The 26,271-nt window shown below is 50.9% G+C and carries 19 protein-coding genes; 12 read left to right on the top strand and 7 right to left on the bottom strand.

Annotated features, from left to right (window positions below; translation table 11 throughout):
* Window positions 1-10 precede the first annotated feature (10 nt).
* The 4 genes from MKX42_RS23545 (at window position 11) to MKX42_RS23530 (ending at window position 6,872) form a co-directional block, all read left to right on the top strand.
* Window positions 11-490 (top strand): IS1096 element passenger TnpR family protein, encoded by a 480-nt coding sequence (locus MKX42_RS23545; RefSeq protein ID WP_340755042.1) that lies wholly within the window; start codon window positions 11-13, stop codon window positions 488-490.
* A gap of 218 nt (window positions 491-708) precedes the next feature.
* On the top strand, window positions 709-1,344 hold the full coding sequence (locus MKX42_RS23540) for a TetR/AcrR family transcriptional regulator (RefSeq protein WP_340755041.1): 636 nt from the start codon (window positions 709-711) through the stop codon (window positions 1,342-1,344).
* Window positions 1,341-1,784: a DoxX family protein gene (locus tag MKX42_RS23535; RefSeq protein ID WP_340755039.1), complete on the top strand. Its 444-nt coding sequence runs from the start codon at window positions 1,341-1,343 to the stop codon at window positions 1,782-1,784. Before MKX42_RS23540 ends, MKX42_RS23535 begins: the two co-directional genes overlap by 4 nt.
* A 336-nt stretch (window positions 1,785-2,120) precedes the next feature.
* The gene (locus tag MKX42_RS23530) at window positions 2,121-6,872 is read left to right on the top strand and encodes an Ig-like domain-containing protein (RefSeq protein ID WP_340755037.1); all 4,752 of its coding nucleotides are present in this window, start codon (window positions 2,121-2,123) and stop codon (window positions 6,870-6,872) included.
* Window positions 6,873-7,087: 215 nt separating this feature from the next.
* Here MKX42_RS23530 and MKX42_RS23525 read toward each other — a convergent pair whose 3' ends face one another.
* The 4 genes from MKX42_RS23525 to MKX42_RS23510 form a co-directional block, all read right to left on the bottom strand.
* Window positions 7,088-8,404, bottom strand: coding sequence for a TerD family protein (locus MKX42_RS23525; protein ID WP_340755036.1), 1,317 nt, complete (start codon window positions 8,402-8,404; stop codon window positions 7,088-7,090).
* Between the two features lie 55 nt (window positions 8,405-8,459).
* The gene (locus MKX42_RS23520; RefSeq protein ID WP_340755034.1) at window positions 8,460-9,023 is read right to left on the bottom strand and encodes a hypothetical protein; all 564 of its coding nucleotides are present in this window, start codon (window positions 9,021-9,023) and stop codon (window positions 8,460-8,462) included.
* Window positions 9,024-9,162: 139 nt separating this feature from the next.
* On the bottom strand, window positions 9,163-10,545 hold the full coding sequence (locus MKX42_RS23515; RefSeq protein ID WP_340755032.1) for a sensor histidine kinase: 1,383 nt from the start codon (window positions 10,543-10,545) through the stop codon (window positions 9,163-9,165).
* On the bottom strand, window positions 10,545-11,249 hold the full coding sequence (locus tag MKX42_RS23510) for a response regulator transcription factor (RefSeq protein WP_445669386.1): 705 nt from the start codon (window positions 11,247-11,249) through the stop codon (window positions 10,545-10,547). Before MKX42_RS23510 ends, MKX42_RS23515 begins: the two co-directional genes overlap by 1 nt.
* Before the next feature lie 172 nt (window positions 11,250-11,421).
* On the opposite strand from MKX42_RS23510, the gene MKX42_RS23505 reads away from it, so the two are divergent.
* Genes MKX42_RS23505 through MKX42_RS23495 form a run of 3 tightly spaced genes read left to right on the top strand, consistent with a single transcriptional unit; the run spans window position 11,422 to window position 13,826 of the window.
* Entirely contained in the window at window positions 11,422-12,339 is a 918-nt protein-coding gene (locus MKX42_RS23505; protein WP_340755029.1) for an ABC transporter ATP-binding protein, read from the top strand.
* A complete protein-coding gene (locus tag MKX42_RS23500) occupies window positions 12,336-13,088 on the top strand; it encodes an ABC transporter permease (RefSeq protein ID WP_445669340.1) in 753 nt (250 codons plus the stop codon). The genes MKX42_RS23505 and MKX42_RS23500 overlap by 4 nt, the downstream gene beginning before the upstream one ends.
* Before the next feature lie 12 nt (window positions 13,089-13,100).
* On the top strand, window positions 13,101-13,826 hold the full coding sequence (locus MKX42_RS23495; protein ID WP_340755028.1) for an ABC transporter permease: 726 nt from the start codon (window positions 13,101-13,103) through the stop codon (window positions 13,824-13,826).
* A 34-nt stretch (window positions 13,827-13,860) separates the two neighbouring features.
* Here the strand turns inward: MKX42_RS23495 and MKX42_RS23490 are convergent, their stop codons facing one another.
* Both MKX42_RS23490 and MKX42_RS23485 read right to left on the bottom strand, forming a co-directional pair.
* Window positions 13,861-15,459, bottom strand: a complete 1,599-nt coding sequence (locus tag MKX42_RS23490) for a response regulator (protein ID WP_340755027.1) — start codon at window positions 15,457-15,459, stop codon at window positions 13,861-13,863.
* A gap of 14 nt (window positions 15,460-15,473) precedes the next feature.
* Complete coding sequence (locus MKX42_RS23485; RefSeq protein ID WP_340755026.1) at window positions 15,474-17,141, bottom strand: sensor histidine kinase; 1,668 nt, start codon at window positions 17,139-17,141, stop codon at window positions 15,474-15,476.
* A gap of 230 nt (window positions 17,142-17,371) precedes the next feature.
* Here MKX42_RS23485 and MKX42_RS23480 point away from each other — a divergent pair, with 230 nt between their 5' ends.
* Window positions 17,372-18,271: an ABC transporter permease gene (locus MKX42_RS23480; RefSeq protein WP_340757779.1), complete on the top strand. Its 900-nt coding sequence runs from the start codon at window positions 17,372-17,374 to the stop codon at window positions 18,269-18,271.
* Between the two features lie 44 nt (window positions 18,272-18,315).
* On the opposite strand, the gene MKX42_RS23475 is transcribed toward MKX42_RS23480, so the two are convergent.
* On the bottom strand, window positions 18,316-18,642 hold the full coding sequence (locus MKX42_RS23475; RefSeq protein ID WP_340755025.1) for a hypothetical protein: 327 nt from the start codon (window positions 18,640-18,642) through the stop codon (window positions 18,316-18,318).
* Window positions 18,643-18,664: 22 nt separating this feature from the next.
* On the opposite strand from MKX42_RS23475, the gene MKX42_RS23470 reads away from it, so the two are divergent.
* The 4 genes from MKX42_RS23470 (at window position 18,665) to MKX42_RS23455 (ending at window position 26,267) form a co-directional block, all read left to right on the top strand.
* On the top strand, window positions 18,665-19,159 hold the full coding sequence (locus MKX42_RS23470) for a carbohydrate ABC transporter permease (protein WP_162174691.1): 495 nt from the start codon (window positions 18,665-18,667) through the stop codon (window positions 19,157-19,159).
* A gap of 34 nt (window positions 19,160-19,193) precedes the next feature.
* Window positions 19,194-21,707, top strand: a complete 2,514-nt coding sequence (locus tag MKX42_RS23465; protein ID WP_340755024.1) for a glycoside hydrolase family 3 N-terminal domain-containing protein — start codon at window positions 19,194-19,196, stop codon at window positions 21,705-21,707.
* 110 nt (window positions 21,708-21,817) lie between these two features.
* Window positions 21,818-23,527, top strand: coding sequence for a sugar ABC transporter (locus tag MKX42_RS23460; RefSeq protein ID WP_340755023.1), 1,710 nt, complete (start codon window positions 21,818-21,820; stop codon window positions 23,525-23,527).
* 118 nt (window positions 23,528-23,645) lie between these two features.
* Window positions 23,646-26,267, top strand: coding sequence for a glycoside hydrolase family 3 protein (locus MKX42_RS23455; RefSeq protein ID WP_340755021.1), 2,622 nt, complete (start codon window positions 23,646-23,648; stop codon window positions 26,265-26,267).
* Window positions 26,268-26,271 lie beyond the last annotated feature (4 nt).

The following is a 26,271-nucleotide window of genomic DNA, read 5'->3' as shown; positions in this document are numbered from 1 at the left end:
GGAGAGCTGTATGACTAAGATTGATCAAGCCAGATTATTTAAAGTGACCTTGAGCGATTGGAACGGTGCGGTGCGTGGACGGCCTACCCGGAAGATTGCTATTTCTGCAAAGGCATCGTTGTACGATCTTGCGGCAGTTACGATTGAATCTTTTGATTTTGATCTGGATCATGCCTTTGGGTTCTATGATAACCTCACAAATTGGGCACGCTCTGAGGAAGGCTATGAATCATTTGCAGATGCGGGTGCGGGGAGTAAGTTTCCTGGAGTGCAAAAAGCGAAAATCAGTAAAGTCTTTCATTCGCCTAAACAAAAGATGCTGCTCTTATTTGATTATGGTGATGAGTGGAGAATGATTGTTCAATACCTGGGCGAAACAGAAGTGAAGCCGGGACAGAAGCTGCCCATGATTACGAAGAGTAAGGACGAGGCGCCTGAACAGTATGGTGATTTTGAAGAGGAAGAGTACGAAGAGGATGAGCAGATGTAACAGTAAAGAGAGCCGTTATAACGAAAAGATCTTACATAGAGCTATAGCGCATCAAGGGCTCGGGATTCGGAGGGCAAATCGGGGGAACCAATCCGCTGGTTCCCGGAATCTACGGGCTCTTTTTTATTTCATACACCAATTTACAAACCGATGGTCGGTATATATAATGAAATTAACTTATAACATCACCCAAGCTTAACCAAAGGAGGGGCAGTTCTGTGAAGAATGCAGACCGCCGCAAGCAGACAATCCGGCAGCTGTTGGAGGCTACCAAGGAGCTGCTACGGGACAAAAGCTGTCACGCCATTACTTTGAAGGACATCATGGAGCGGTCGCAATTGTCGAAGGGGGCGATCTTTCATTATGTGAAAAGCAAGGATGAGATTTTTGCCTGGGTCCTGGAGGAGCGGCTTGATGCTGTGAATGATCGTTTCGAGGAGGAAGTGGCAGGCAGACTGGACAAAGCCTTCGAGGGGCCGATGCTGGCGATCGCAAGAAGTCTGGCCGGTCTTGAGGACAGCCATGAAGCGACTAATAAGGTGCTTCTATACCTGCTGGGCAAGGAGAATGAGCCGGCGGTAGCGGAGGTGCTTAAGCAATTTCATGAGCGGTCGGTATCCGTATCCAGACAATGGATTAGCACGGGACAGAAATATGGAGTGATCAAAGAAACAGTGAATCCTGATGAGACGGCGGAGCTGTTCGTTCTGTTGTCACTGGGTCTGCGGGTGCGGGCCTCCATGCGTCCCTCTGACGAGTCCCTTTCTGCAAGAGAGGTATCTGAGTTCATGGCTGGTATTCTGAAGAATGAAGATGAAGCATTATCAAGTGATAGAAGGGGAGAGGTTAAATGATTCCTTTTTATGCGCTCATCGCATCCTTTCTGCTGTTCCGGGGAGTGGGTCTGCTGGGCCTCCAGTATTGGAATGACTGGCAAACCGCCCTTCAATGGGCCATAGCTGTGATGCTGCTGCTCGGAGCTTCGGCTCACTGGGGACGGCGGCGGCCGGATTTAGTCAGAATGGTGCCGCCTGTTTTCCCGGGGAAGGAATGGATTGTGACGGTTACCGGAATGCTGGAGATTACCGGGGCTATTGGATTATTGCTGCCTGCTGTTTCCTTGGCGGCCGCAGTGTGTCTGGTTGTGCTGCTGACCGCCATGCTCCCCGCCAATATCTATGCTGCCCGCAATCAATTGATGATTGGCGGCAAGCCGGTCCCGAAATTGCCGGTACGTCTAGCGATTGAGCTTGTTTTTATAGCGGCGGTACTGCTGGCTTCTCCGTTGATCTAATTACTTTAAGCCGTACAATCATGCTCACAGGTAACACTCCCCTTGTTCATAGGATAGCCATAGAGACTGATAATAAAAATAGCACTTATGAGTGAAAGCTCAAAGTGCTATTTTTTGCTATTTTTTTTAGAAAATTCAGGACTTTTTCATTTTTTTTAGAGCTATACCCCAATTAGGTCCTGATGAATCGGTTTTTGTCGAGAATTGTTAAGAGTTTGTTTAGAGCGGTCTGCTAGAATGGAGCCCAGATATGAAATTTCTAAGGGGGCAGATGCTACACTCCAGCAGAATTTGCAATATAGCGCACAGGATGAATGAACAAGGGGGAGCGATACATTGTTTAAGGGTAAGGGATTGAAAAAATATTTCTCGTTGCTGCTCACGGTCAGCTTGGTTTGGACCGGGGCCTTTCCGGTATATGCAGGTCCTGGTCCAACAGATACAGGCCCGGCAAGCTGGACTACACTAGATACGGCACCAGAAGGAATTACATTAAATGCTGTAGCTGTAGGCACAGGGACAGTAATGGTGGGCAATGAAGGGGAAATTGGTGCATTAAGCAGTTCCATGACCTGGACAGACCGCGAATCAGGTGTGACCAAGAATTTGAATGATGTTATTCATACGGGTACAGATGGCGAATATGTTGCAGTCGGTGCCAATGGGATCCTCCTAACGTCAACAAATGGCGTGTCCTGGACACCCTCCGATGGATCCTTCGGTATGAACTGGAATGGAGTCAGTTATGGCAATGATAAATTAGTTATTGTTGGAGATTCAGGATTTATCATGGAGAAAGATGACAACGACCCTGATTGGAATATAGTATACTCAGACCCTACTGCGAATCTGAACGCTGTGGCTTACGGCAACGGTACGTTTGTAGCTGTGGGTGATAACGGTACAGTGGTAATGTCCGAAGATGGATCTGATTGGACTAAGGTAACACGCAAAACAACCGAAAATTTAAAGGGCATCAGCTTCGGCGGTGGCATGTTCATGGCTGTCGGGGCGTCGGGAACCATCATTATCTCTCCCGAAAGTAAGAAGGGTGTTGAGCAGACCCAGGATTCTAAAGTGAATCTGAACGGAGTGGCTTACGGGAACGGGGTATTTATGGCCGCAGGAGACGGCGGTAAGGTTTTCTCTACTAGTGATATGGGGCAGAATTGGAAGCCTGAAAATACAGGTACGACAGCAACCCTTAATGGAATCGCATTTAATCAGAACCATAACCGCTTTATCGCTGTGGGTGTAACTGGTGTGATCATTGAGTCCAATGCCGTTCCAAACATTCTGCGGGTGCTCAGTCTGACTCCGGGAAATGATGATACCGATGTAGCAGTAGATGCAAATCTGGAGCTGATGTTTAATCAGCCGGTGACGGCAGCCAGTGGAGACGGCTTTGATATTAAAATTTTCAAGGCTGCGGATCTGTCTGCTCCGGTTGAAATCATCCCGGCGGATGATACCAGCAGAGTAACGGTAAATCCGGCTACCAATACGATAACGATTAATCCGGGCAAAAATTTCGATCCAGGTATGAAATATGCTGTAACCATTGACGCGGATGCTTTCACTAATGGTGGAAGCGGCAATGCAGCGATTACAGCGGATGAGTGGAGCTTCACGACTGTTGCTGGACCAGCAGATGAGACCGCTCCAACCGTTATCGATTATTCCCCTGAGCAGGGGGCGGCGGGAGTGGCTATTGACGCCAATCTGACGCTTACGTTCGATGAGCCAGTAACGAAGGATAGCGGAAACATTGAGATTTACAAAAGTACGGATGAAGTTAATCCGGTAGAAGTCATTCAGATTAACGAGGTTACGGTTCTTGATAAGGTGGTAACGATTGATCCTTATTCAAAACTGGAATATGGTACAACCTACTATGTAATCATTAGTGACGGAGCTTTCAAAGACCTAGCAGAAAACTCTAACTCTTATGCAGGTATTTCGGACAAGGACACCTGGCAGTTCACCACAGAAGAAGCGCCTGATACTGTGCCACCGGTGGTGAGCAGTTATTCTCCTGAGAGTGGAACAAAGGATGTAGAGATCGGCACCAACCTGACTCTTACATTCAATGAGGATGTACAGAAGGGTGAAGGGCAAATTAAGATATACAATAGTGTCAATAGTGTTAACCCGGCCGCGACAATTCCTGTCAGCTCCGATGATGTAACCATTGACGGCAATATAGTAACGATCAATCACCAGGGGAATCTGGTTTACAGTGCGACCTACTATGTGATGATTGATAATGGTACATTTACGGATATGGCAGGCAACAGCTATGCCGGTATCACGAACAATACCACCTGGCGGTTTACAACAACCAGCCGGCCGGATACGACAGCCCCAATCGTAAGCACATACTCGCCTGCGAACGGTGCAGCAGATGTAGCGGTTGGAAGTGATCTGGAGCTTACTTTCAGCGAGAATGTAAGGGCAGGGGAAGGCAGCATTAAGATCTACAGCCCTGACTCCGACAAAGCGGTAGCTACTATTGCTGCCAGCAAAGCAATCATTCTGAACAACAAAGCAACCATCCACCTGGCTCAACATCTGGAGTATGGTACAAGCTACTATGTGAGAATTACAGGAGATGCCTTCGCAGATCTATCCGGCAACTTCTACTCCGGAATTGCGGACAGTACAACCTGGCAGTTCAGCACCCCGGCTGCGCCGGATACAACTGCACCTGTGTTGAACACGTACACACCTGCGAATGGTGCAACAGGTGTAGCTATTGGAGCTAATCTGGAGCTTACCTTCAGTGAGAATGTAAAGGCTGGAGAAGGCAATATCGTCATTTACAATAGTGCGAATCATGCACCGGTAGCGACGATTCCTGCAGCTTCCGGGAATGTAACTATTCACAGCAATGTAGTGACGATTAACCCTACGGATGATCTGAAGTATGGTGCGAGTTACTATGTACAGATTGGAGCCGCGGCATTTACTGATCTCGCAGGCAACGGCTATGCCGGTAATGCGGAGAGTACAGTCTGGCAGTTCACAACCACTGATGCACCGGATCGGATCTCGCCAACGGTGATCACATATTCACCGGAGCCATGGGCCACCGAAGTGGCAGTGAACACGAATCTGGTCCTTAGCTTCAGCGAAAATGTACGGGCAGCAGCGGGTACTATTGAGATTTTCCGCAGCACCGATGATATTCATCCGGTAGTGGTGATCCCTGCCCTTTCGGACAGGGTAACGATCCTGAACAATGTAGTAACCATCAACCCGGCGGATAATCTGGAGCATGGGACAAGCTACTTTGTACGGGTTACAGAGGGAGCATTTACAGATAACGCGGGCAACAGTTATGCCGGCATTGCAGGCATTAACGCCTGGCGGTTTGTGACTACCAGTGCACCAGACACAGCAGCGCCTGTAGTGACCTCTTACAGTCCGGCAGGCAGTGCAACGCATGTACCTGTATCTGCTGCGCTCTCACTGACTTTTAACGAGAATGTGCTTGCTGGAAAAGGTAATATTGAGATTGTAAATGCAGAGAACGGTGAGGTCGTTAAGTCGATTAAAGCGGACGATAAGACGCTAGTTTCGATTGCGAACTCAACCGTCAGTATCAACACGAACGGCCTGCTTAAGCAGGGCGGCAGCTATTATGTGCTGATCGAGCCGGGTGCTTTTACAGATGAATCAGGTAACAGCTATGCAGGACTTGCCGATAGTAAGGTCTGGAGCTTCTCGGCAGTTCCTGTTCCGGTGCCAACCAGTACTCCAGAACCAGGTAGTCCAGGACCAGGACCGGCAGCCCCGGCTCCGGTACCGACACCTACCCCGCAGACTGAAAGCATTAGTGCGAACGTTGAGAACGGCGCCGCTCAAGGCTCCATGGTATCCTCCGTTGTCATTACCCGCACTAAGGATGCAAATGGTGTGAAGAGTGACATTCTTACGTTCACATTGGAGCAAGCGATTCGCGCGGTCAATGAGCTTAAGGCTGCCGGGTCTAATATTGCCAAAATCATCGTGCCTGATAAGAATGATGAGGTGGCTGGAACCAGATTGACCATTCCGGTAACTTCCAGCAAGCAATTTGCTGATAATCAGATTATGCTGGATCTTTTCACAGTGAATGCTGAGGTGAAGGTGCCGGGCAGCTCGATGGCTGGATTCGGTACAGATATTTACTTCAACCTCGTTCCATTGAAGACATCGCAGCAGAGCGCAGAGGTTGAAGCTCTTGCAAAAGCACAGGTGCAGAGTGTATCCCGCGGTGCTACAGTTACGTTGGTAAGCCGTCCTGTAACGATTGAGACCAATCTGCAGAGCCGTCCGGTTACGCTGGTATTACCGCTTAATAACACTTCGTTAACTGCGGAGCAACTGAAGGCACTTGCGGTCTTTATCCAGCACAGCGACGGCACCAAAGAATTGGTCAAGGGCGAGATCGTACCTTTCGGCCAGACCGGAAAGTCAGGCATTCAATTTAGCATCAGCAAATTCAGTACCTTTACCGTTGTACTTGCACAAGATCCTGCGGTACAGGTGAAGGCGTATATGACGGGTTATGCCGACGGCACCTTCAAGCCAGGGAACAGCATTACCCGGGCAGAAGCGGCCAGCATCATTGCCCGCACCTTCAGCCAGTCCGCAGTTACTGCTGGCGTAGCGTATTCCGATGTTCCTGCCGGACACTGGGCGGCAGAAGCAATCGGTCAAGTGACGCGAAGCGGCATCATGAAAGGTTATGGGGGCGGCAGCTTCAAGCCTAACCAGACGATTACAAGAGCTGAAATGGCGACCATCTTGTCCCGCTTGATTACAAGCGCACAAGACCATGCGGCAGGCTTCAGCGATATTGCCGGACACTGGGCTCAGGCAGCCGTTGAGCGGATGTCCCAGGCTGGCATGATCACCGGTTACGAAGACGGCACGTTCCGTCCAGACCAGACGTTAACGCGTGCAGAAGCGGTAACCATCGTTAACCGTGCCCTTGATATCGCTCCGCTGACCAGCGCAGTCCAGAAATGGACAGATGTCCCGGCGAGCTACTGGGCATTCGGCAGCATCCAGGCAGCTTCTGTAGATCATTCTGCAGAATAATGAATACACCAACAGCCCTTCCCCGTCAGAAGACGGTGGAGGGGCTGTTTTGTGCTGAGCTGAATGCAATATTGGTCCGCCGCGAAGGCGAGTGGGCCCAATGTAATCGAAAAACCGACCACATTGGTCCGGCAGAAGGTGGCTCAGCACTATCGGCGGTATCATCCGCCTGCCAGGGGACGTTGTTCCTGATCATGCTGGCCGCTACTTGCTGCCTACTTACTCCCGGGCTCCCACCGCAGATTCCAGTGGTAACGCTGATCCAGCTCCTCGTGTCCGCTGAAATACTCCACAAGCCGTTCCACGCTGAAGCTACCATCCGGCTGGCTGTGAAGCATGGCAATGGCGCACATTCCCTTATCGTTGTTATGCTCGTCCAGCTGCACCTTGATCTCCGGCCCGCCCTGCTGGCAGATGGTTATAACGGCGCCGGCTTGTGACCAGTTCGTAACGCCTTCATAGATAAAAGCAAAGATGACGATCCGGCTGATCTCGGACAGGTGATGGCCGTTAATCCGCAGGTTCTCGCCAGTGGCGATGGAGCCGGTGCGGTCATCCCCGTCCAGCGAGATGTAAGGCGGGCGGTTCAAGCTGCCGAACGATTCGCCAAGCGCCTGGACCGTACCTTTAAGGCCGTTCTTCAGCTCGAACAGGCAGCCCAGATCCAGGTCAATTCCTCTGCTTCCGAACCACCCGGAGGATGGAGTCTGAAGCCATTTAAGATTGATAAGAATCTCTCCTGCGGCTCCTGCTCCCTGCTGGAGGCGGAGGGTCTCCCCGTGCCGCTTGAGTACGATGGTGTCCGGGTTCAAGGGCGAAGCGGAAGGAGCGGAAGGAGCGGCTGGTGCTGCGGGAGGCAATGAATCGACCGGCTTAGGCCGTGACCGCAGCTCCGGAAGAACAAAGGGGGAGTTGCGGGCAGGTTCGGCTGTTCTGGAAGCTTGAACAACGGGCAGGATGTCCTTGACCTGTATTCCGTAGCTGTGGCAGAGCGCGGCTAAGCCTCCCGCATAACCGGAGCCGACCGCGCTGAATTTCCATTCGTTCTGATATCTGTAGATCTCCCCTGCCACAATGGCAGTCTCCACGGAATAACCGCCGCCCAGGCGGTACTGGAGGAGCTCCGTTCCATCCGCAGCGTTCATAATGCGCAGATAGGGATCGGAGAGCAGCGAGAAGCTCTGCTGTCTTGATTCTGCCTCATAGATCGTCAGGGCAAAGGCAATCCGCTCAACCTCCGCAGGAATTAGACTAAGCTCTACAGCAATTTGTGTATTGTCAGCGGGTCCGCTATGGACTCGTTGCGCGGGCGGCAATATCACTACAGACTGGTCCGGGGCCGCAGGATTGCCATAGAAAATAAGATCCTTCTCTGTTGCAACCTTCTGCGACGCGGTAAGTAAAAAAACGGAGAAATCAATCTCGACCCCAGCCCTTGCCTCATTCCAGCCCATGCCTACGATGATGCGGCCGAGTAGAGGATTGTCTTTGGTTAAGCTGCATTTTTGCCCCTTGATAAGCTCAAGTGTCATGAGTACCAGCCTTTCCTATGAGTAGTTCAAGCATGTATAAGTGCGGGTGGCAGACTCAGAATCTGCCCCGGCTTCCGGTATCCAGATTGGGACCATTCAGATCCGTCAGGCGCTCCAGGGATTGCTCGTAGATCCGTACAATATCCTGTATCTTCTGGAACTCGGGGTCCGAGGGACCGAGGTTGTCCATGAACATGCGCTGTAGAATTTCTTGGTAAAAGGAGATACGGCTCCCCACCAGCTTGCATTCGTAGTCAATGACCTCTTCAATCGAGTGCTGCTGAACGAATTCCATCAGGTCGTCTGCAGGATTACCGCGTGACTCGCGTTCATTGCGTGCGGCAACCGGCGCGCTGACATTATCCAGATTGACCGTGGAGCGTATGTCGGTGAACAGAATTCCTTCCTTGGCCAGCATCACCTGAAAAGGCTTGTGCTTGAACAGCTCCTGCGCAACCAGCGTACACATTGCCTGATTCCTCAGCAGCATCCCGTCAAACGGATGTAGCACCCACCCGCTGTCATCCCGGAACAGGTTGAATGTAAAATATTCACCTCCATACTCATATCTCAAGTTGATAGCTGTCTCAGATGTAAGCTCGTACTGAAATGCATCCATTCTATTGCGCGCCTCCTGCTTCTACTTTGGATTTCTATTAGCATAGCAGAAAATGGGGAATCTTGGAGAGAGGATTTTAGCCTAAATGGAAGAACCTCTTGCGCCGCAAGAGGCTCTTCTATTCGTTATCAATCCGTCTTCACGCCAAAGGGGGAAACTGCAGGGTGGCCCGCAGTCCGTGGCCGGTGTTGTTCTCCAGAACAAGCTTGCCTTTATGGGCTTCGGCAATGCGGGCGACCATCGGGAGGCCAAGCCCGTGGCCCTGCCGGACGGGGCGGGTCCGCTTCCCGGAGTAAGGCAGCAGGACCAGCTCCGGCAAGTGCTCCGCCGGAACACCCTGACCATTGTCCGTTACAGACAAGGCGAAACAGGAGTCTTCCTTGCTGCGGAGGATGCTAACCACAATCCGGCACCCATCCGGGTTATGCCGGATGCTGTTCTGGACCAGATTACTTACCGCACGGTACAGCAGCTTCTCATCGCCCATCACCTGCAGGCTCTCATCTGTAAGGCAGAGGTCAATCGTATACCGCTCCTCCAGGCCGTTATTAAGGAAGTCGGATACCACGGTCCGGGCCAGAGCGGATAAGCGGACCGGCTTAAGCTGTAACGGCTGCATGTCATACTCCAGCATAGAGACGAGATTTAAGTCGCTCACCAGCGACCTTAGCTGCTCGCCTTGGCGGCGGATGATGGCAGCCTGCTGGCGTTGCTCTCCGGTCAGGTTGTCTTGTTCCTCCAGAGTGCTCGCGTAGCCAAGGATCATCGAGAGCGGGGTGCGGATGTCATGGGAGATCCCGGCGATCCAGTTGGAGCGGGCTTCATCCCGTGATTTCAGCTGCGAGCTCCGGGTCTGCAGGGTAGCGGAAGCCGAATTAATGCTCTCGGACAAATCACTGAAGAGTCCGGCAGTCTCCAGGTTAACCGGCTTGTCTTTGGCCAGGGCATGAATGCTGTTGATCAGGGGCCGGATATTGCGGATCAGCCGGGTGCCGATGAACAAGGAGAGGGCCACAGCCAGTACCACATTGCAGATCAGGAGCAGCAGCACTCTTAAGGGAAGGGAGCGCAGCCAGTCTGTCATGTATCCGAGCTGATATTTTTCATATGAATATTTAGGATAGCCTACGACAAGAAGTCCTTCTGGATGCTCCCACATATACACAGGATATTCCAGCAAGTAGTAGCGTGAGAACTTCGCCACCTCTATCATGTTGTAAGCGTGCGGAATCTCCGGCGGCAGCTGCTCACTCCAGGTTACCTTGCCTCCGGCATCCAGCAGCATGGCCCAGGCCCGGTTCTGCTGAAGCAGCGCGGCCGCCTTGGGATTAAGGGAGTACTTGCCGTCTGACCCTTGCAGATCTGAGGATATTTCCCTTACGACCTTCTCCGGCGAAGCCTCCTGATGGGTCTCCTTGAAGATTAGCGAGCCGAGCAGAATCAGATTGAACAGGAGCAGGAGCGCAGAGACCAGCAGGGTGGAGCCTACGAATTTGCGTAAAATCCGGACCGCACTGTCCATTAGAGCGCCTCCTGCACTATGAGCTTATACCCAAGCCCTCTAACCGTCAGCAATTGCACCGGCTTCGAAGGGTCTGCTTCGATCTTCTCGCGGATACGCCGGATATGTACCATTAAAGTATTCTCATACCCGTAGCTGTCGTCGCCCCATACCGCCAGGCAGAGGGCATCGCTGGTCACAATCCGGCCGCGGTTCTCATAGAGCTTGACCAGAATGGCGTGCTCCTTAGCCGTCAGGGGCAGCTCCTGGCCGTCTCTTCGTACCACAGCGCTGTCCAGATCCACCACCTGCTCCCCCGACCTGAAGACAGGAAGCCGCTCCGGAACGGAGGGCGCATATACCCGCTTCAGCACAGCCGTCAGACGCAGCATTAACTCCCTTGGCAGGAATGGCTTGACGATATAATCGTCTGCCCCAAGGCCCAGTCCCAGCAGTCTGTCCTCATCTTCACCGCGCGCCGACAGGAAGAGGACCGGCATATCAGAGAAGGTGCGTATGGCGGAGAGAAGCGAGAACCCGTCCCCGTCCGGCAGCATCACATCAAGAATGGCGATATCCGGCTTTTCCTGGCGGCACATGGCGAGGGCACTGCTATAATCTCCAGCCGCATATATGCGGTAATACCCTTCTTTTCGTAAAAAGAGCTCGATCATCTCACGTATTTTTGGCTCGTCCTCAACGATCATTATTTTGCGGTTCTTCATTGTATTCAATCGTCATCACCCATGAATCAGTATACACGATCTGGCAGTGAAGAATGGGAGGAACCGGTGTATTTAAGGTAGGCGTAAGGTTATCTTCAGCTTGGAGCAAGGGAAGGCCTATATGCTTGGAAGCAAGAGCCGACTTGGCAGAAATGGAGCTGAATACAAACCTATGAACACTCATCCAATTATCGAGACACAGCAATTGACCAAGACCTATGGAGGAACGCCCCGGGTGGATCAGGTAAATCTGAAGGTGCAGCAGGGAGAGATTTTTGGCTTCCTTGGTCCGAATGGAGCAGGGAAGACGACTACGCTCAAGATGCTGCTGGGACTGGTGCAACCCACCCAAGGAACCGTTAAGCTGTTCGGGCAAGAGCTGCGGAACCACCGGCTGGAGATTCTGAACCGGACGGGTTCGCTGATCGAGTCGCCTTCCTATTACGGTCATCTGACAGGGCTTGAGAATCTGCGGGTAATGCAGCGGCTGCGCAGCCTTCCCGCCAAGAATATCGATAAGGTACTGCAGATTGTCCGGCTGGACAATCACCGGCACAAGCCTGCCGGGCAGTATTCACTCGGAATGAAGCAGCGCCTGGGTCTGGCTATGGCCTTGCTGGCTTTCCCGAGCCTGCTCATTCTGGACGAGCCTACGAATGGGCTCGATCCTGCGGGGATCGGAGAGATCCGGGAGCTGATTAAATCCTTGCCTGCCCAGTATGACATGACGATTGTGGTATCCAGCCACCTGTTGTCGGAGATTGAGCAGACTGCTACATCGGTTGGCATCATCAGTGACGGCAAGCTGCTGTTCCAGGGGGCGATGGCTGCGCTTCAGGCGCAGAACCGGGCGGCGGTTCACTTTCGGATCGATGATCCCGCCCGGGCAGTCCGGATATTGTCGGAGCACGGGTATAGGCCCAGAATGCAGGAGCAGCAGCTGGTGTTCAGCGCCATGCCGGACTCTGAGGTGGCCCGGGTCAATGAGATTCTGGTGTCCGGCCAGATTGCTGTGAGCCGGATCGTGGAGTCGAGGAAGAGCCTGGAGGATATCTTCCTGGATCTCACCGGAAAGGAGCGGAGTCTGTGATGAAAGCCTTGTTCCTGGAATACTACAAAATCCGGCGGAGAAAAGTGTGGGCGATGCTGACGCTCTTTCTGGCCGCCGAGCTGGGCTGGGCGGCCATGTCCATGAGCATCTCGATCTCGCGGAGTGCGGACAATGCTACCTGGGAAGCGCTGATTTTCAGCCTCTCGTCCATGAACGGGCTGTTCCTGCCGATTCTGTCGGCGATTGTGGTGTCAAGGATTTGCGACATGGAGCATAAAGGGGATACCTGGAAAATGCTGATGACTACTTCTGTCGGACGCCAGACGGTGTATGCCGCCAAATTCGTCTGTGCCGGAAGTCTGATCCTTTACGGCATTCTGGCCCAGGTTGTTTTTATTGCCGGCTTCGGTATGTTCCATAGACTCGCAGAACCGCTTCCGGCAGGCCTGCTGCTGCAGTTCACTGCGGGTACTCTGATTGCCAGTCTGCTGATTATTGCGATGCAGCAATGGATATCGCTGGCGGTGAAGAATCAGGCATTTGCCCTGTGTCTTGGCATGCTGGGCGGGTTCCTGGGGACGACCGCAAGCTTGTTCCCTGCCGCTGTCCGTCAGTTAATCGTCTGGTCTTATTATTTGGATCTCAGTCCGGTGACTTATGTGTATAAGGCTTCATCAGGAACCTATGTTACCGGAAGCATGCCTCTGATTCAGTTAAGTGCAGCTCTGATACTGACACTGGTTCTGTATGTTGCCGGGAATACCCATGTCTCCAAACAATCGGTCTAAGGAGGAGAACTTATGCTTAGAAGTGTTGCTGCCGAATGGCCCAAGCTGCGCCGCTCGCGGATGGGACTGGTGCTGGTCAGTCTGCCTGTGGTCAGCCTGATGATCGGCTGTGCTAATTTTGTGATGAACCGGGAGGCCTTGCAGGGAGAGTGGTATAGTCTATGGACTCAGGTAAGCTTATTTTATGGAGAGTTCTTCCTGCCGATTCTGATTGCCATCTGCTGCGCGTTTGTCTGCCGGCTGGAGCATGTGAACCGGAACTGGAACATGATCCTGGCTGCTCCGGTATCCATAACCAGTCTCTTTATAGCCAAGCTTGTTATTGTGGGCGTGCTGATTGCCGGAGCGCAGACGCTATTCCTTCTAATGTATTGGGCGGCAGGACAGATGCTGTCTTTGACGGGGGCATTTCCAAAGGACATCATCCTGTGGACCCTGCGCGGCTGGGTGGCTTCGCTGAGTATTGCTGCCCTGCAGCTCGGCTTGTCCATCCGTATCCGCAGCTTTGCCACACCCATCGGAATCAGTCTGTGTGCGGTTTTTGTCGGCCTGGGCCTGTATGTGCTGAAGCTGGGGCTGCTGTTCCCATACTCGCTGCTGACCATTGGCATGGGCGTGCTTACCCAGCGCGGACTGACGGCTATGGAGAATCTGCTATTCTTTCTGATGAATGGAGTGTACCTTGTAGTTCTGTCAGTCTGGTCGATCCGCAGGCTGAGGTATAATGATGCGGGTTGAGCCCTGCCTGAACGATGGGAAACGGACAATGCATTCACTTGTTCCGGTATTCCTGCGGCGTACAGCCATAATGCTTCTTAAAGATTTTAATGAAGTGGGGAGGAGCCAGGAAACCAAGCTGCCCGCTGACTTCCGTAATTTTGAGGTCGGTGCTGCGCAGCAGGTGAACGGCCCGCTCCATTCGGGTATGGTACAAATAATCGCCGATTGTTTCGCCGGACACGGTCTTATACACTTTGGATAAATATACAGGATGCAGCTTCACATGGTCTGCAACCGTCTGAAGGGAGATCCCTTCGGCAAGATGCTCCTGGATGAATGTCCGAACCTTGGAGGCGATCTTCTGGTGGGAATCCTCAACCTGACGGGAGGCCTTTGCGCGCAAGGCAGCGATCTGCTTCTCGGCCCACTGGAAAATTCGCTGTCTTGAAAGCTGCGATTTCTTCCGCAGGAGCAGGTAGAACTCTTCACCGAGCTGGGTTTCCACATCTCCTTCCCCGGAGGAGAACGTCACGGCGAAGGAGGATGATAGATATAGAAGAGTTGTAAATAACTGGTCATGTGTCGGTTCGTTGTCAAGCTCGCTCACGGACAGAATCCGGCCGATCTTGGCAAGGGCCTCATCCCAGTTTTCCGATTCCAGTAAGGAAGGAAGAAGAGGGGGGAGGTGCAAATGGTTGAGGTTTTGCCCTTGCGATTGTGACTCGGATTCGTCAATTGTAATGAAGTAGCTTTTATTTTTGCCGACATTTCTTATAAGTGAGGATACAGAGGCTAGGTATGTTTCTGATATGTTCTCAGGGAATGTCTGGATGTTGCTTAGACAAATCGAAAGGGAGCCTGACAGGAATTTTTGCACGTTGTTTTGTACCTTGACCGCATAAGAATCGATTAGCGAAAGGTCTGGCGCTTCGTTGCTTTTGATCAGAAAAACAAGATAGCCTTGCTCGGTATTGCAATGCCATAGCTCGAAGAGCTCCTGAAACACCTCTTCGGTGATGTTGCCGACAGCGAACTCCAGAAGGGACAGCGATTGAAGATTGTATCTGGAGAAATCCTCCTCCAACCGGATGAGCATCAGCATATAGGAGTCGCCCGGGCAGAACGAGATATCAAGCATGGCCAGGCGTTCCTCCAATATGTCGGTCTGCATCGGTTTGTTCTGGAGCAGGTCTGTGAGCAACTGGCTGCGCAGCAGTGGCTTGTTGGCGTGCAGCGTATGTTTAATCCGTTGGAAGGAGCTGATTTCGGCCCATTCCAGCTCAATATCGGTTATCGCCTGCCCGACGGCATGCGTCAAGGCAGCGATGTCAACCGGTTTTAACAAGTAACGGAGTGTTCCATACTGAATCGCCTTCTGGGCATATTCGAATTCGTCATGTCCGGATAAGATGATGCACCTGATCTTGCGGGAGAAATGCCGGATGCGTTCGATGAGCTCAAGACCGTCCATCTCCGGCATACGAATATCGGTAATAATGATATCAATAGCATGTCTCGTCGCGGTCTGGAGTGCTTCCTGGGCCGAGTAAGCCCGGTGCACCTCTTCAATGCCGTATTCTTCCCATGGAATGGTAAGTGCTAAGCTATCGACAACTGATGTTTCATCATCGACAATAAGTAATTGATACATACGGGGCCATCCTCCTAATCTTTCCTCTTGGGCCAATGCAGAATAACACATAAGCCGCCTAAAGTGCTGGGTTCGATCTCCATGCGGGAGGGCGCATCGAAATAAATCTGCATGCGCTGCCCGATATTCCACAACGCGCAGCCCATTTCCTCCCCGGGTGGCTGCTTGATACGTGTCATCAATTGTTGGATGCTTTCGCCCGACATTCCAATGCCGTCGTCCTCAACGATGAGCTGGTAATGGCCGGTGTCTTCGATTCCGGTAATCCGGATCAGCCCCTCGCCTTGCTTCTTCTCAATCCCGTGAATGACACTGTTCTCCACCAGAGGCTGCACCAGCAGCTTCGGTACGGACAGCAGCTTCATCGAATCGGGCACCCTGATTTCGTAATTCAAACGTTCCATGCGCAGACACAGAATGTTTAAGTAGTTCCCGACGACTCCCAATTCCTTCTCCAGTGTCGTCGTCGGCTTGTCCAGCCGGGTGGTGTACCTGAAATATTGAGCGAGATTCTGCGTCATCGCGGTGACAGCCTCGTCATTGCCGAGGCGCGTCATATTGTCGATGAAGAACAAACAATTATACAGAAAATGCGGATTGATTTGCGCTTGCAGCTGTTTAACCAAGGCTTCCCGCGACATGATTTTCTCCTTATATACCTTCTCGATCAAGTCCTCGATCTGCGCGGCCATCTCGTTAAAGTTAATATAGAGATAATCGAATTCGTTGTGGCTGCGTCTTACAATCCGGTGCGAAAAATCTCCGTGCTTCAGCAGTCTCACGCCCTTAAGCAGCTCGAGAATCGGAATTTGTACCTTCCTGTACAGGAACAGTGCTGTTACCACGCCGCCCATAAAGAGCATAGCGCAAGCGGCGTAGAAGTAATTCCGGGTTCTCTCAATAGGCCGCAGTGCTTCGTCCAATGGCAGATAATCTACCAAGTACCACCCCAGCTTGTCGGATTGCAGGAAATTGACCATATATCCGATCCCGCCTACCGTTATGATTTCAGAGCCTTCCATTCGATTGTTCAGGAGAGGCAGCAGCTGCGGCAAGAGCTCGTTCACTTGGTCTTCGCCCGAGTAGCCGCTTAGAATAACGGGGTCACCCTTGCGGTAGAAGAACGAATTATTATTGCTGCTATCGGACCTGCTCAGCATAGCAAGAAGATTGTCCCGGGGGAAAGTGACCCGAATGGAGTACGACGGATGAATCCTATAAGCAACGAACTGCCCGGATGGTGTCTCCAATGTCCATTGATTATCCGGCGTAGCCTGCGGAGGGCTGCTGTCGGAGGATGGGGAGCCGATCCATTGATGCAGCAGGGAAGAATAGATGGAAATCTGATTGTTCCATCCTTCAGAGAAGCTTTGCAGCTTCATTTTGTCCGTCAGATCCTGAATCAATTTAATTTGATCATATTTGTCCATTAGATCGACGGAGGGCAGCAGGCCGACCTTGGAATCCGTCTCCAGCGCGGTAGCTACCATGGAGAGTTGTCCTACGTTATGATCCAGGTTCTGTATTAGAAAACGCATCCTGTTCAAATTGTTAGTTTTGATATCCTCTTTCACGGTGGTAAGACTGGTATTAATGGTGACTGTGTACATAACCATCACAATGACTGTGGATAGCAGGATGAGCGAAAGCATCGTATAGAATGTCCGGTACTGCTTGAACATGAGGCATCTTTCCTTCATTAGATAGACTGGTGTACACCCATTGTAGGATTCCTTATGTCTTTTTACAATGTCCTCCGGAGCGGATATTAAGATCGCGTTATTCACCTTTGGATCGCGCTATATCTGTATGGAGTTTAGGAGTCTTACAATAAAGGAGACAATAGAAATTCATTTCACAGGGGGAGCTTATGGAAACCTACATTAACACTTCATCCAAGAAAGCGGTGCGCCTGAAAAAAGTGCACAGAAATGACAGCTGGCATCTCTATTTGATGCTGCTTCCTGCTGTTGTGCTAACCGCTATATTTGTTTATGCACCCATGGGAGGCCTTGTCATGGCGTTCCAGGACTACAAACCTTATCTGGGCATGACAGGCTCCAAATGGGTTGGACTCGATCAATTTAAGTTCCTGTTCGAGTATCCGGACAGTGTTCAGGTGATCTGGAATACACTTCGGATCTCAGTGCTCAAGCTGATCTTCGGATTGATCTCAACGTTAACCTTCGCCTTGCTTATCAATGAGGTGCGCGTAAAATTTGTACGCAGTGCGGTTCAAACTCTGGTATTTCTTCCCCACTTCCTGTCGTGGGTCGTGCTTGGAGGTATCTTCATTGAATTGTTGAACCCGGATTACGGGCTGGTCAACCGGCTGCTTCAGGCATTAGGTATGCAACCGATCTTCTTCCTTGGTAATAATAACTGGTTTTTGTTTACTCTGGTATCGAGTGAGGTATGGAAGGAATTCGGGTATGGATCGATTATCTTCATTGCGGCTTTGGCAGGGATTAACCCGGCCCTTTACGAAGCAGCGCAGCTGGACGGGGCAGGGAAGTGGCGGCAAATGCGGAGTATTACGCTTCCGTCACTTCTGCCCACGATTTGTGTAGTCTTTACGCTGTCGCTGGGCCAGGTGCTCAATGCCGGATTCGATCAGGTATTTAACCTGTATAACTCTCTGGTGTATGGAAAAGGAGATATTATCGACACGTTCGTTTACCGAATCGGTTTGATTGGCGGCAACTTCAGCTTTGGTACGGCAATTGGGTTGTTCAAGTCTGTTGTCGGCCTGTTCTTGATCATCGGAGGCTATAGGCTGGCCTATAAAGTGGCAGGCTACAAAATATTCTAAGGAGCGTATCATATGCATGCTACTACAAGGAAAGAACGATGGTTTTATTCCATAAATAATATCTTCATGCTGTTTCTGGCGGCGATTTGTATTTTGCCGCTCATCCATGTCGTATCCATTTCATTGAGTTCAAGCCCTGCTGTTCTGTCGAACCAGGTGACGTTTTGGCCTATTGGGCTCAATTTTAACGCTTTTGAGAAAACGCTGGGCGACTCCCGTTTGCTGCACTCCCTCTGGGTATCCATGCAGCGGGTCTTTCTAAGCTTGTCCCTGGGCCTGCTGATCAATTGTTTGGCGGCATATGTTTTATCGAAAGAAGGGGGAAGGGGCGGAATTGCCGGGTATAAAGCGTTTGTAGCTTTTTTCGTCATCGCTATGCTCTTTAATGGAGGGATGATCCCCACTTACCTGGTTGTGACCAAGGTGGGGCTCTACAATTCCATTTGGGCGCTTGTGCTTCCAAGCTTGGTGAATGTCTTTTATTTAATCCTGATTATGAACTTCTTCAAGGCATTACCGAAGGAGCTGGAAGAAGCGGTCTTCATGGATGGTGCCAATCATTGGCAGGCTTTTTCGAAATTGTTCTTGCCGCTCTCGCTTCCGGTACTTGCGACGGTTGGATTGTTCACGGTTGTTCATGACTGGAATGAATGGCTTGCCGGTTCGATCTATATGAAGGCGGATAATCTTCCGCTTAGCTCGTTCCTGAAGACGATTATCGCCGTTCCGATGGTGAACGGGAATAATGCTGCAGACATTGCCAAATTAAACAGCCGTTCGATCAGTTCTGCACAAATTCTGGTTGGAGCGCTGCCCATCCTGCTCATTTATCCGGTGCTGCAGAAGTTCTTTACGAAGGGCTTGGTGATTGGGGCGGTCAAGGAGTAAGCACAAAATCATGGATATTGTGGAGGTCACGAGAATGATAGGAACATGGCATGCGATAGTGGAAACGAAGATTGCCAAGCTGAAAATTACTTTCAGCATAAAGGATACAAATGGAGAGTATTCCATATCGGCAGTAGTGGAATCCTTCCCGGTAGCATTGGATTTCGATCACGTTACAGTGGAAGGCAGCGGTCTGCGGGCATCCGGGAGAGCGAAGTCCCTGCAGGAGGGGGAGGCTTACCTTGAACTGATATTCTCACAAAATAAGTTCACAGGAACCCTTAAGCTTCCAACTTTTGGAACCCTTTCCTTGGCGGGAGAGCGTGGCCAAGGGACATCTTTGACTGATTTGTTAGAACAAGAACTGGACCAGTATCGTATGACTGGAGTCGTGGAACGAACAGAGGAGAGTATTGCGGCAGCTGTGGAGCAACTGCTCGGCCAGTTGTCCTTGCAAGAGAAAGTGGGGCAAATGAGCCAGTGCCTGGCGTCGGACTTCTCGTTTGGGGAGGAGGTTGCTTCTGAACCGCCGGAGAAGCTCGTTGCAGAGGGGAAGGCCGGTTCCATTCTCGGGGCTTTCGATATCAACCGTGTGCTTGAGCTGCAGCGTATTGCTGTTGAGCAATCACCGCATAACATCCCGTTATTCTTCAATGCCGATGTCATTCACGGCCATCAGACCATCTTTCCGGTGCCACTCGCCTGGTCTTGCAGTTGGGATACAGAAGGAATTCAGCGGGCATGCGCGATTGCGGCAAAAGAAGCTTCCTCCGCAGGCATTACCTATAATCATGGCCCGATGGTAGACATTACGCGTGATCCGAGATGGGGCCGTGTCGTTGAAGGTGCAGGAGAAGATCCTTATTTGGGCGCCCGGATTGCAGAAGCACAAGTAAGAGGCTTTCAGGGCAATTCCCTATTTGATCAGGACACGATTATTGCCTGCTTAAAGCATTTTATCGCCTATGGTGCGGCGGAGGGCGGCCGTGATTATAATACAGTCGATATCTCGGAAGGCACGCTAAGGAATGTTCATTTGCCTCCGTTCCAAGCGGGAATTCAGGCCGGTGCCGGCTCGGTCATGAATGCATTCAATATTTATCAAGGCGTTCCGGCGGCTGGAAGCAAGTTCCTGATGAAGGATTTGCTCAGGAACGAGCTCGGCTTCGATGGCATCCTGCTTTCCGACTATGGGGCTATCGAAGAAATCTCGATTCATGGCTGCGCCGAGGATGAGGCCGAAGCTGCCCGAATGGCGCTTGATGCTACGATGGATATCGAGATGGTAACTCGTGCATTTGCGAACCAATTACCGAAATTGATCGGGGAAGGCATCGTGAAGGAAGAGCAGCTGGATGAGGCAGTCCGGCGTATTCTCACCTACAAATATAGAATCGGCATTATGGATGATCCATTCCGGTATATCCGGCCGAAGAAAGCACTGGAGTGTCAGTTCTCTGAGGAACATCTGCAGGAGAGCAGGGCGCTTGCGCGTAAATCGATCGTGCTGCTCAAGAACGACGGAGTTCTTCCATTGAAAGCAAGTTCCGGTACGGTTGCGTTGATCGGTCCGTTCGCAAGAACCAAGGATCTGCTGGGTACGTGGCAATTCTCGAGACATGGGAATGCAACGGTCACCCTGGAACAAGGTGTAACGGAAGCCGTTAGCGGAAGACGTGTGCTCATTGCGGACGGCTGCGCAGTTGACCAGCCCATTGACGGTGGGTATGAGGCCGCACTGCAGGTTGCTGAAGAAGCGGATGTAATCGTATTGGCGTTGGGGGAATCCAGCCGAATGAGCGGAGAAGCCGCTTCACGTATGAATATTACGCTCCCGGAAGTTCAATTGAAGCTGGCCGAAGAGATAGCGAAGCTCGGCAAGCCGACGGTGCTGGTCTTAACGAATGGGCGTCCTTTGATACTGGATTGGTTCGAACACCATGTCAACGCTATCGTGGAGTCCTGGTTTCTGGGGTCCCAAGCTGGACATGCTATCGCCGACGTGTTATTCGGCCAGTATAATCCTTCGGGAAAACTGACGATGAGCTTCCCGAGACATGCAGGTCAAATTCCGGTCTACTATAATCATTTCAATACGGGAAGACCGGCATCACCGGAGAAGCACTTCAGTTCCAAATATTTGGATGGCTCCAATGATCCGCTGTATCCGTTCGGATTCGGGTTAAGCTATACTACCTTTGACTATTCGGAGATTAAGCTGGATAAGCACGTACTGAAGCGAGGAGACAGTCTGACCGTTCAAGTTACAATTGCGAATACGGGGCAGGCTCAGGGTGAAGAAATCGTTCAGCTGTACATTCAGGACATCTGCGGCAGCGTCGTCCGACCGGTCAAGGAGCTGAAGGGCTTCCAAAAGCTATGCTTATGCCCAGGTGAAAGCAGGGAAATCCGTTTTGTAATTACGGAAGAGGACCTGAAATATTATGCCGCGGATCTTACCTTCAAAGCGGAAACCGGCGATTTCAAGATTTATGTGGGTCCGAATTCAAGGGATGTTCAAGAGGCAAGCTTTCGGCTGGATAATTGACACCTATGTTTGGATCAGGTTATCTGAAGTTAAGAATGCGTTATATCTGTGGAGTGAAAGCGATTTTATAATCAAAGAGTAAGAAAGAAAACAACTACAGGGGGTTCGGTATGAATCACACAAGAAAGAAGTTGTCAGCATTACTCGCAGCAGTCCTCATGTTAGGAGCACTGACGGCTTGCTCCGCGCAAGACAAAAACTCGGATGCAGCAAGTCCGAAGAGCACGGCCGGAGCGGAGTTGAACATCGTAAACGGCAAGATTGAGCCTGCGGTCACCATAAAAACGATCAGAGCTGAGGATCCGACCGGGAGCTTCAGAGAAGGAGAGAGCTGGTCTGATAATGTACACACGCGCTGGGCTAGAGATACGCTTGGAGTCAATATTGAAACCTTGTGGGGATCTGCAATGGCGGATGGGTCATACAATACGAAGCTAAAGCTGATGCTTTCTGCCAATGATACATTACCGGATGTATTCGTCGTCTACGATAAAGATGTTGCGAACATGTTTATCGAATCCGGCAAAGTGCTGGATGCGGGGGCTGCTTTTGAGAAGTATGCCTCTCCGGTCTGGAAGGGAGCGATGGCTGAGAGTGAAACGGCATGGCTGCCGTTTACCAGAAATGGACAAAAATTCGGCATTCCGATCATCAACAAATCGATGGGCACCCAATCTGCAATGTGGATTCGCCAAGATTGGCTGGATAAACTGAATTTGAAGGCTCCCACGACCGTTGAGGAATTGGAGCAGGTCATGGATGCCTTCGCGAACCAAGACCCTGACGGCAACGGAGAGAAGGATTCGGTTGCGCTGGCGTTCGGCATGAAGGATAAAGTTAGTGGTTATGCCATCGGAGATGCCTCCTGGATTTATGGATTGTTTGGCGCGATTCCTGAAAGATGGTACCCGGGAGAAGACGGCAAGCTTCAAAATGGATCTGTTCAACCTGCAGTGAAGACAGCGTTAACGAAGCTGAAGGAATGGAAAGACAAGGGTTATATTGCAAGTGATGTCGCGCTTCATGATATCAATAAAATGGTGGAGCTGGTTGCTGCGGGGAAGGTTGGAATCATTGGCGGCCAAAGCTGGTTTATGACCTATCCGGGAGCGCTGGGGCTTGGCTCGAATCCGAATGCAATGTTCACCTCGTACCCGCTGCCTAAAGGGGTCGATGGCACGAATATGAGAACTGTCAGCGATAATTATAACGGTGTTATCCTGATCAGCAAGGATATTTCGGATGAAGCGCTTCAAGCCTTATTCCACTACCAGAATAAGATGTTTTCCGCTTATGAAAGTGACGATCCGTTTATCTTCAAAGGTTACCAAGAGGGCTACGACTATGTAATCAAAGATGGTAAGGCTACCGCTGATACCAAGGATATTCCCGGCGGCAAAATAGGGACGGACAAGTATACGCTGACAGGCGGCTATGCCATGTATCCATCTAAAATGTTGGCAGTTGATCTCAAACTGGCTAGAGGTGAGAAATTGACCAATAATGATCTGGCTGTCTTGGCGAATGTCGGGATCGTATCGGGTGATATTAGTCCATTGGACATGACTACAAGAAAGGCATTGCTTGTAATCTCTGAACAAACGTCTGCGGATGTGCCTGAATATTTCCAGGGGCCAACTACAGACACGATGTTATCCAGAAGCGAGCTGCTTAAGAAGCTTCAAATGGACACTTATACCGAAATTCTATATGGGAAGAAGCCGGTGGAAGCTTTCGATGAGTTCGTGAGTAAGTGGAAATCCTCCGGCGGTGACGAAATCACGAAGGAAGTTAACGAATGGTATGATGCTGTAAAATAATATGGTGTAACGGCCTTGGCAATAAATCCCAGGGCCGTTTTGATTGAGATTGAACCCATATATTGGACTGGACGCTTCCGCGTTGCGATCCTAAACATCTGTGAAGGAGAAAATTGAAATGGAGAGAGAAGTTCCTGTTGTCATGACACAAGGTGATGTTTTTTTTGATATAGATGAAGTGGATGGACAATTTTCAATGTTCGACCCAAGCTATGCCGGAAGCATAGTTCTTCCGCTCAGCAGGACAATGAACGAGACCATAAAGGGGAAAGTCACTGTGAATGATATCGAGCTGGACATAGTCTGGTTTCGTACATTTACACAATTTAAAAACACACAAGTGCTTGGATTACCTGTACGCCACATCATGCGGGAGTATGGAAAGGGGTATAAGGTTCGTATTGAGGGATTCGTTGATATGACAGGAATTATGATGGAACCGGAAGAGATCAACGTTAGGACTCTGCCCCGTAAAGAACCCGTGTCCGGATATGAAGAGCATGACCAGGTGGCGCTGGAAGCTGCCAGAGAGGGCATTGTGCTGCTTAAGAACGAAGGCAATATTCTTCCGCTGAGCAAGGGAGAGCTGCTAAATGTGTTCGGTACCGGCTTGTTTGATTTTCGCTCAGGTGCTGTAGGTGCGGGTAAAATCAACCCCCGGTACCTGATCAACTTGATACGGGCTATCGAAGAGCACAGCGGGTTCACTTTAAACTCTGAAGTTCAGGCCTTATATGAGAGCGGGATAGAAACGCTGCCTGACAAGGAGATTCTGGAATCCGCCTGCCGGCAGTCTAAGGTTGCCCTGATCGTGATCTCCAGGAGATCCGGAGAAAATCAGGACAATAGTGCCGTCCCGGGCCAGTATTACTTGTCTTCCGACGAGGAAGCAATGATTAGAGCTGTCTCCGGAACCTTTGAACAGACGATTGCAATTGTGAATTCGGGGTATCCGATGGATATGGCCTGGGTGGAGAAGTATAACATCAAGGCGCTGATCAACTGCGGATTTGCCGGGATGTTCAGCGGGCTGGCTTTGGTTGAAATTCTTGACGGAAGAGTTAATCCTTCAGCCAAGCTGCCCGATACATGGAGCTATGACTATTACGATCATCCGTCAAGCCGGAATTTCTATGATGCTGTGGACGGGAAGCCGGTTCTGAACAGCAGCTTGCCTCAATTTGTAGACACTTATTATGAAGAGGATATCTATGTGGGATACCGCTATTTCGAGACATTCCGGAAAGCGGTAGCCTACCCCTTCGGATTCGGGCTTAGCTATACGACCTTTGGCCTGAATATCAGCAGCTTGGAATATGGCCAAGAGGGAACGACATTGAAGGTTCAGGTTAAGAATACAGGAAATACCTCAGGGAAAGAGGTCGTCCAGGTATACGCAGAAGAACCGGATGGAAAGCTGGAGAAGCCGTTCCGTAAGCTGATTGCTTTTGCCAAGACGGAAGCCTTGAAGCCTGGTGAAACGCAGGAGATCATTTGCCATATACCTATTATCCGTTATGCTTCCTTCGACCCCGATACGGCTTGCTGGCTGATGGAAGAAGGCCGCTATATCATCTGGGCGGGTACATCAGTGATGCATGTGCAAAAAGCCGGAGAATTCGAGCTCGCAGAGAATCGTACGCTGAAGAAAGTCGTTAACCGAATGGTCCCGCCAGTTCCTATTCAGACGCTGTCGAAGCTTGATCCCGAAGCGACTTATCCCCAAGGGGTCTTCTCCGGGTTAAAGACGGATGCTACTGAGCTTACGCCGAAGGCGAATCGTCCGAAATATCAAGATAAGTTGCCGGTTGCCGCAGAAGTACCGGACACCATCATTAAATATACGGATGTGATACAGCGGCCGGAGCAGCTGGACAGCTTTGTGAAGCAGCTTTCAGACGAAGAGCTGGCGCGATTGTCTGTGTGCGGATCCAGCGGCTGGGGCATGCATGAGAAGGGCGAGGCCGGAAGGGTATTCCTGCTGGACCGCCATGATATGAAGCCTTTTGTAGTCGCCGACGGCAACAGCGGGGTTAATCTGAGACAACCGAATATAGGGATGCCGACCAGTACTGTCGTATGCTCTTCATGGAATACGACATTATCCTATGAAGTAGCTAGAGTCATAGCCGAGGAAGCAACGGAAAATAACATTCATATGATCCTCGCTCCAGGGATGAATATTCACCGGAATCCGCTTAACGGCCGTCATCCGGAGTACTTCTCCGAAGATCCTTACCTTACAGGCATGATGGCAGGTTATTTCAGCAAAGGTCTGGAGGAACACGGGGTATCCAGCTGCTTGAAGCATGTTGTTGCGAACAACTGCGAGACAGTCCGCAACCGCAATCACAGCTTGATCCCGGAGCGAGCACTGAGAGAAATCTATCTGAAAGCCTTCGAGGTGGCGCTTGAAGTCCATCAGCCGGATTCCATCATGACCGGGTATAACGCAGTGAACGGTGTGTTTGCAGCCGCCGACGAAGAGATGATTCAAGGCATCTTCCGGGAAGAATTCGGATTTGGCGGGTATGTCATGACGGATTGGGGTTCTTATGAAACCGCAGATATTGTTGAAGCTGTGCAGGCGGGGAATTGCTGGATGACGCCTGGTACGAACGACGACACGTATGTTCTCCCCATTGTGAATGGCGTGAATGATGGAAGAATTGAGCGGGTTCGTCTGGAGAAGAACGTGTGGTATCTTCTCAAAGTCATTCTTAAGAGGGCACAGGGCTAAGGAA

Origin of the sequence: Paenibacillus sp. FSL R7-0204 (assembly GCF_038002225.1) — a bacterium.
Lineage (GTDB): Bacteria > Bacillota > Bacilli > Paenibacillales > Paenibacillaceae > Paenibacillus_AQ.
This window is presented reverse-complemented; position numbering and strand designations above follow the sequence as displayed.

What these genes read in the sequence shown, in the direction of transcription:
- MKX42_RS23545 (WP_340755042.1), top strand. Translation starts at nt 11, where the DNA reads ATGACTAAGATTGATCAAGCCAGATTATTTAAAGTGACCTTGAGCGAT.
- MKX42_RS23535 (WP_340755039.1), top strand. Translation starts at nt 1,341, where the DNA reads ATGATTCCTTTTTATGCGCTCATCGCATCCTTTCTGCTGTTCCGGGGA.
- MKX42_RS23525 (WP_340755036.1), bottom strand. Translation starts at nt 8,404, where the DNA reads ATGACACTTGAGCTTATCAAGGGGCAAAAATGCAGCTTAACCAAAGAC.
- MKX42_RS23520 (WP_340755034.1), bottom strand. Translation starts at nt 9,023, where the DNA reads ATGGATGCATTTCAGTACGAGCTTACATCTGAGACAGCTATCAACTTG.
- MKX42_RS23515 (WP_340755032.1), bottom strand. Translation starts at nt 10,545, where the DNA reads ATGGACAGTGCGGTCCGGATTTTACGCAAATTCGTAGGCTCCACCCTG.
- MKX42_RS23510 (WP_445669386.1), bottom strand. Translation starts at nt 11,249, where the DNA reads ATGAAGAACCGCAAAATAATGATCGTTGAGGACGAGCCAAAAATACGT.
- MKX42_RS23505 (WP_340755029.1), top strand. Translation starts at nt 11,422, where the DNA reads ATGAACACTCATCCAATTATCGAGACACAGCAATTGACCAAGACCTAT.
- MKX42_RS23495 (WP_340755028.1), top strand. Translation starts at nt 13,101, where the DNA reads ATGCTTAGAAGTGTTGCTGCCGAATGGCCCAAGCTGCGCCGCTCGCGG.
- MKX42_RS23490 (WP_340755027.1), bottom strand. Translation starts at nt 15,459, where the DNA reads ATGTATCAATTACTTATTGTCGATGATGAAACATCAGTTGTCGATAGC.
- MKX42_RS23485 (WP_340755026.1), bottom strand. Translation starts at nt 17,141, where the DNA reads ATGTTCAAGCAGTACCGGACATTCTATACGATGCTTTCGCTCATCCTG.
- MKX42_RS23475 (WP_340755025.1), bottom strand. Translation starts at nt 18,642, where the DNA reads ATGACGAAAAAAGCTACAAACGCTTTATACCCGGCAATTCCGCCCCTT.
- MKX42_RS23470 (WP_162174691.1), top strand. Translation starts at nt 18,665, where the DNA reads ATGATCCCCACTTACCTGGTTGTGACCAAGGTGGGGCTCTACAATTCC.
- MKX42_RS23465 (WP_340755024.1), top strand. Translation starts at nt 19,194, where the DNA reads ATGATAGGAACATGGCATGCGATAGTGGAAACGAAGATTGCCAAGCTG.
- MKX42_RS23460 (WP_340755023.1), top strand. Translation starts at nt 21,818, where the DNA reads ATGAATCACACAAGAAAGAAGTTGTCAGCATTACTCGCAGCAGTCCTC.
- MKX42_RS23455 (WP_340755021.1), top strand. Translation starts at nt 23,646, where the DNA reads ATGGAGAGAGAAGTTCCTGTTGTCATGACACAAGGTGATGTTTTTTTT.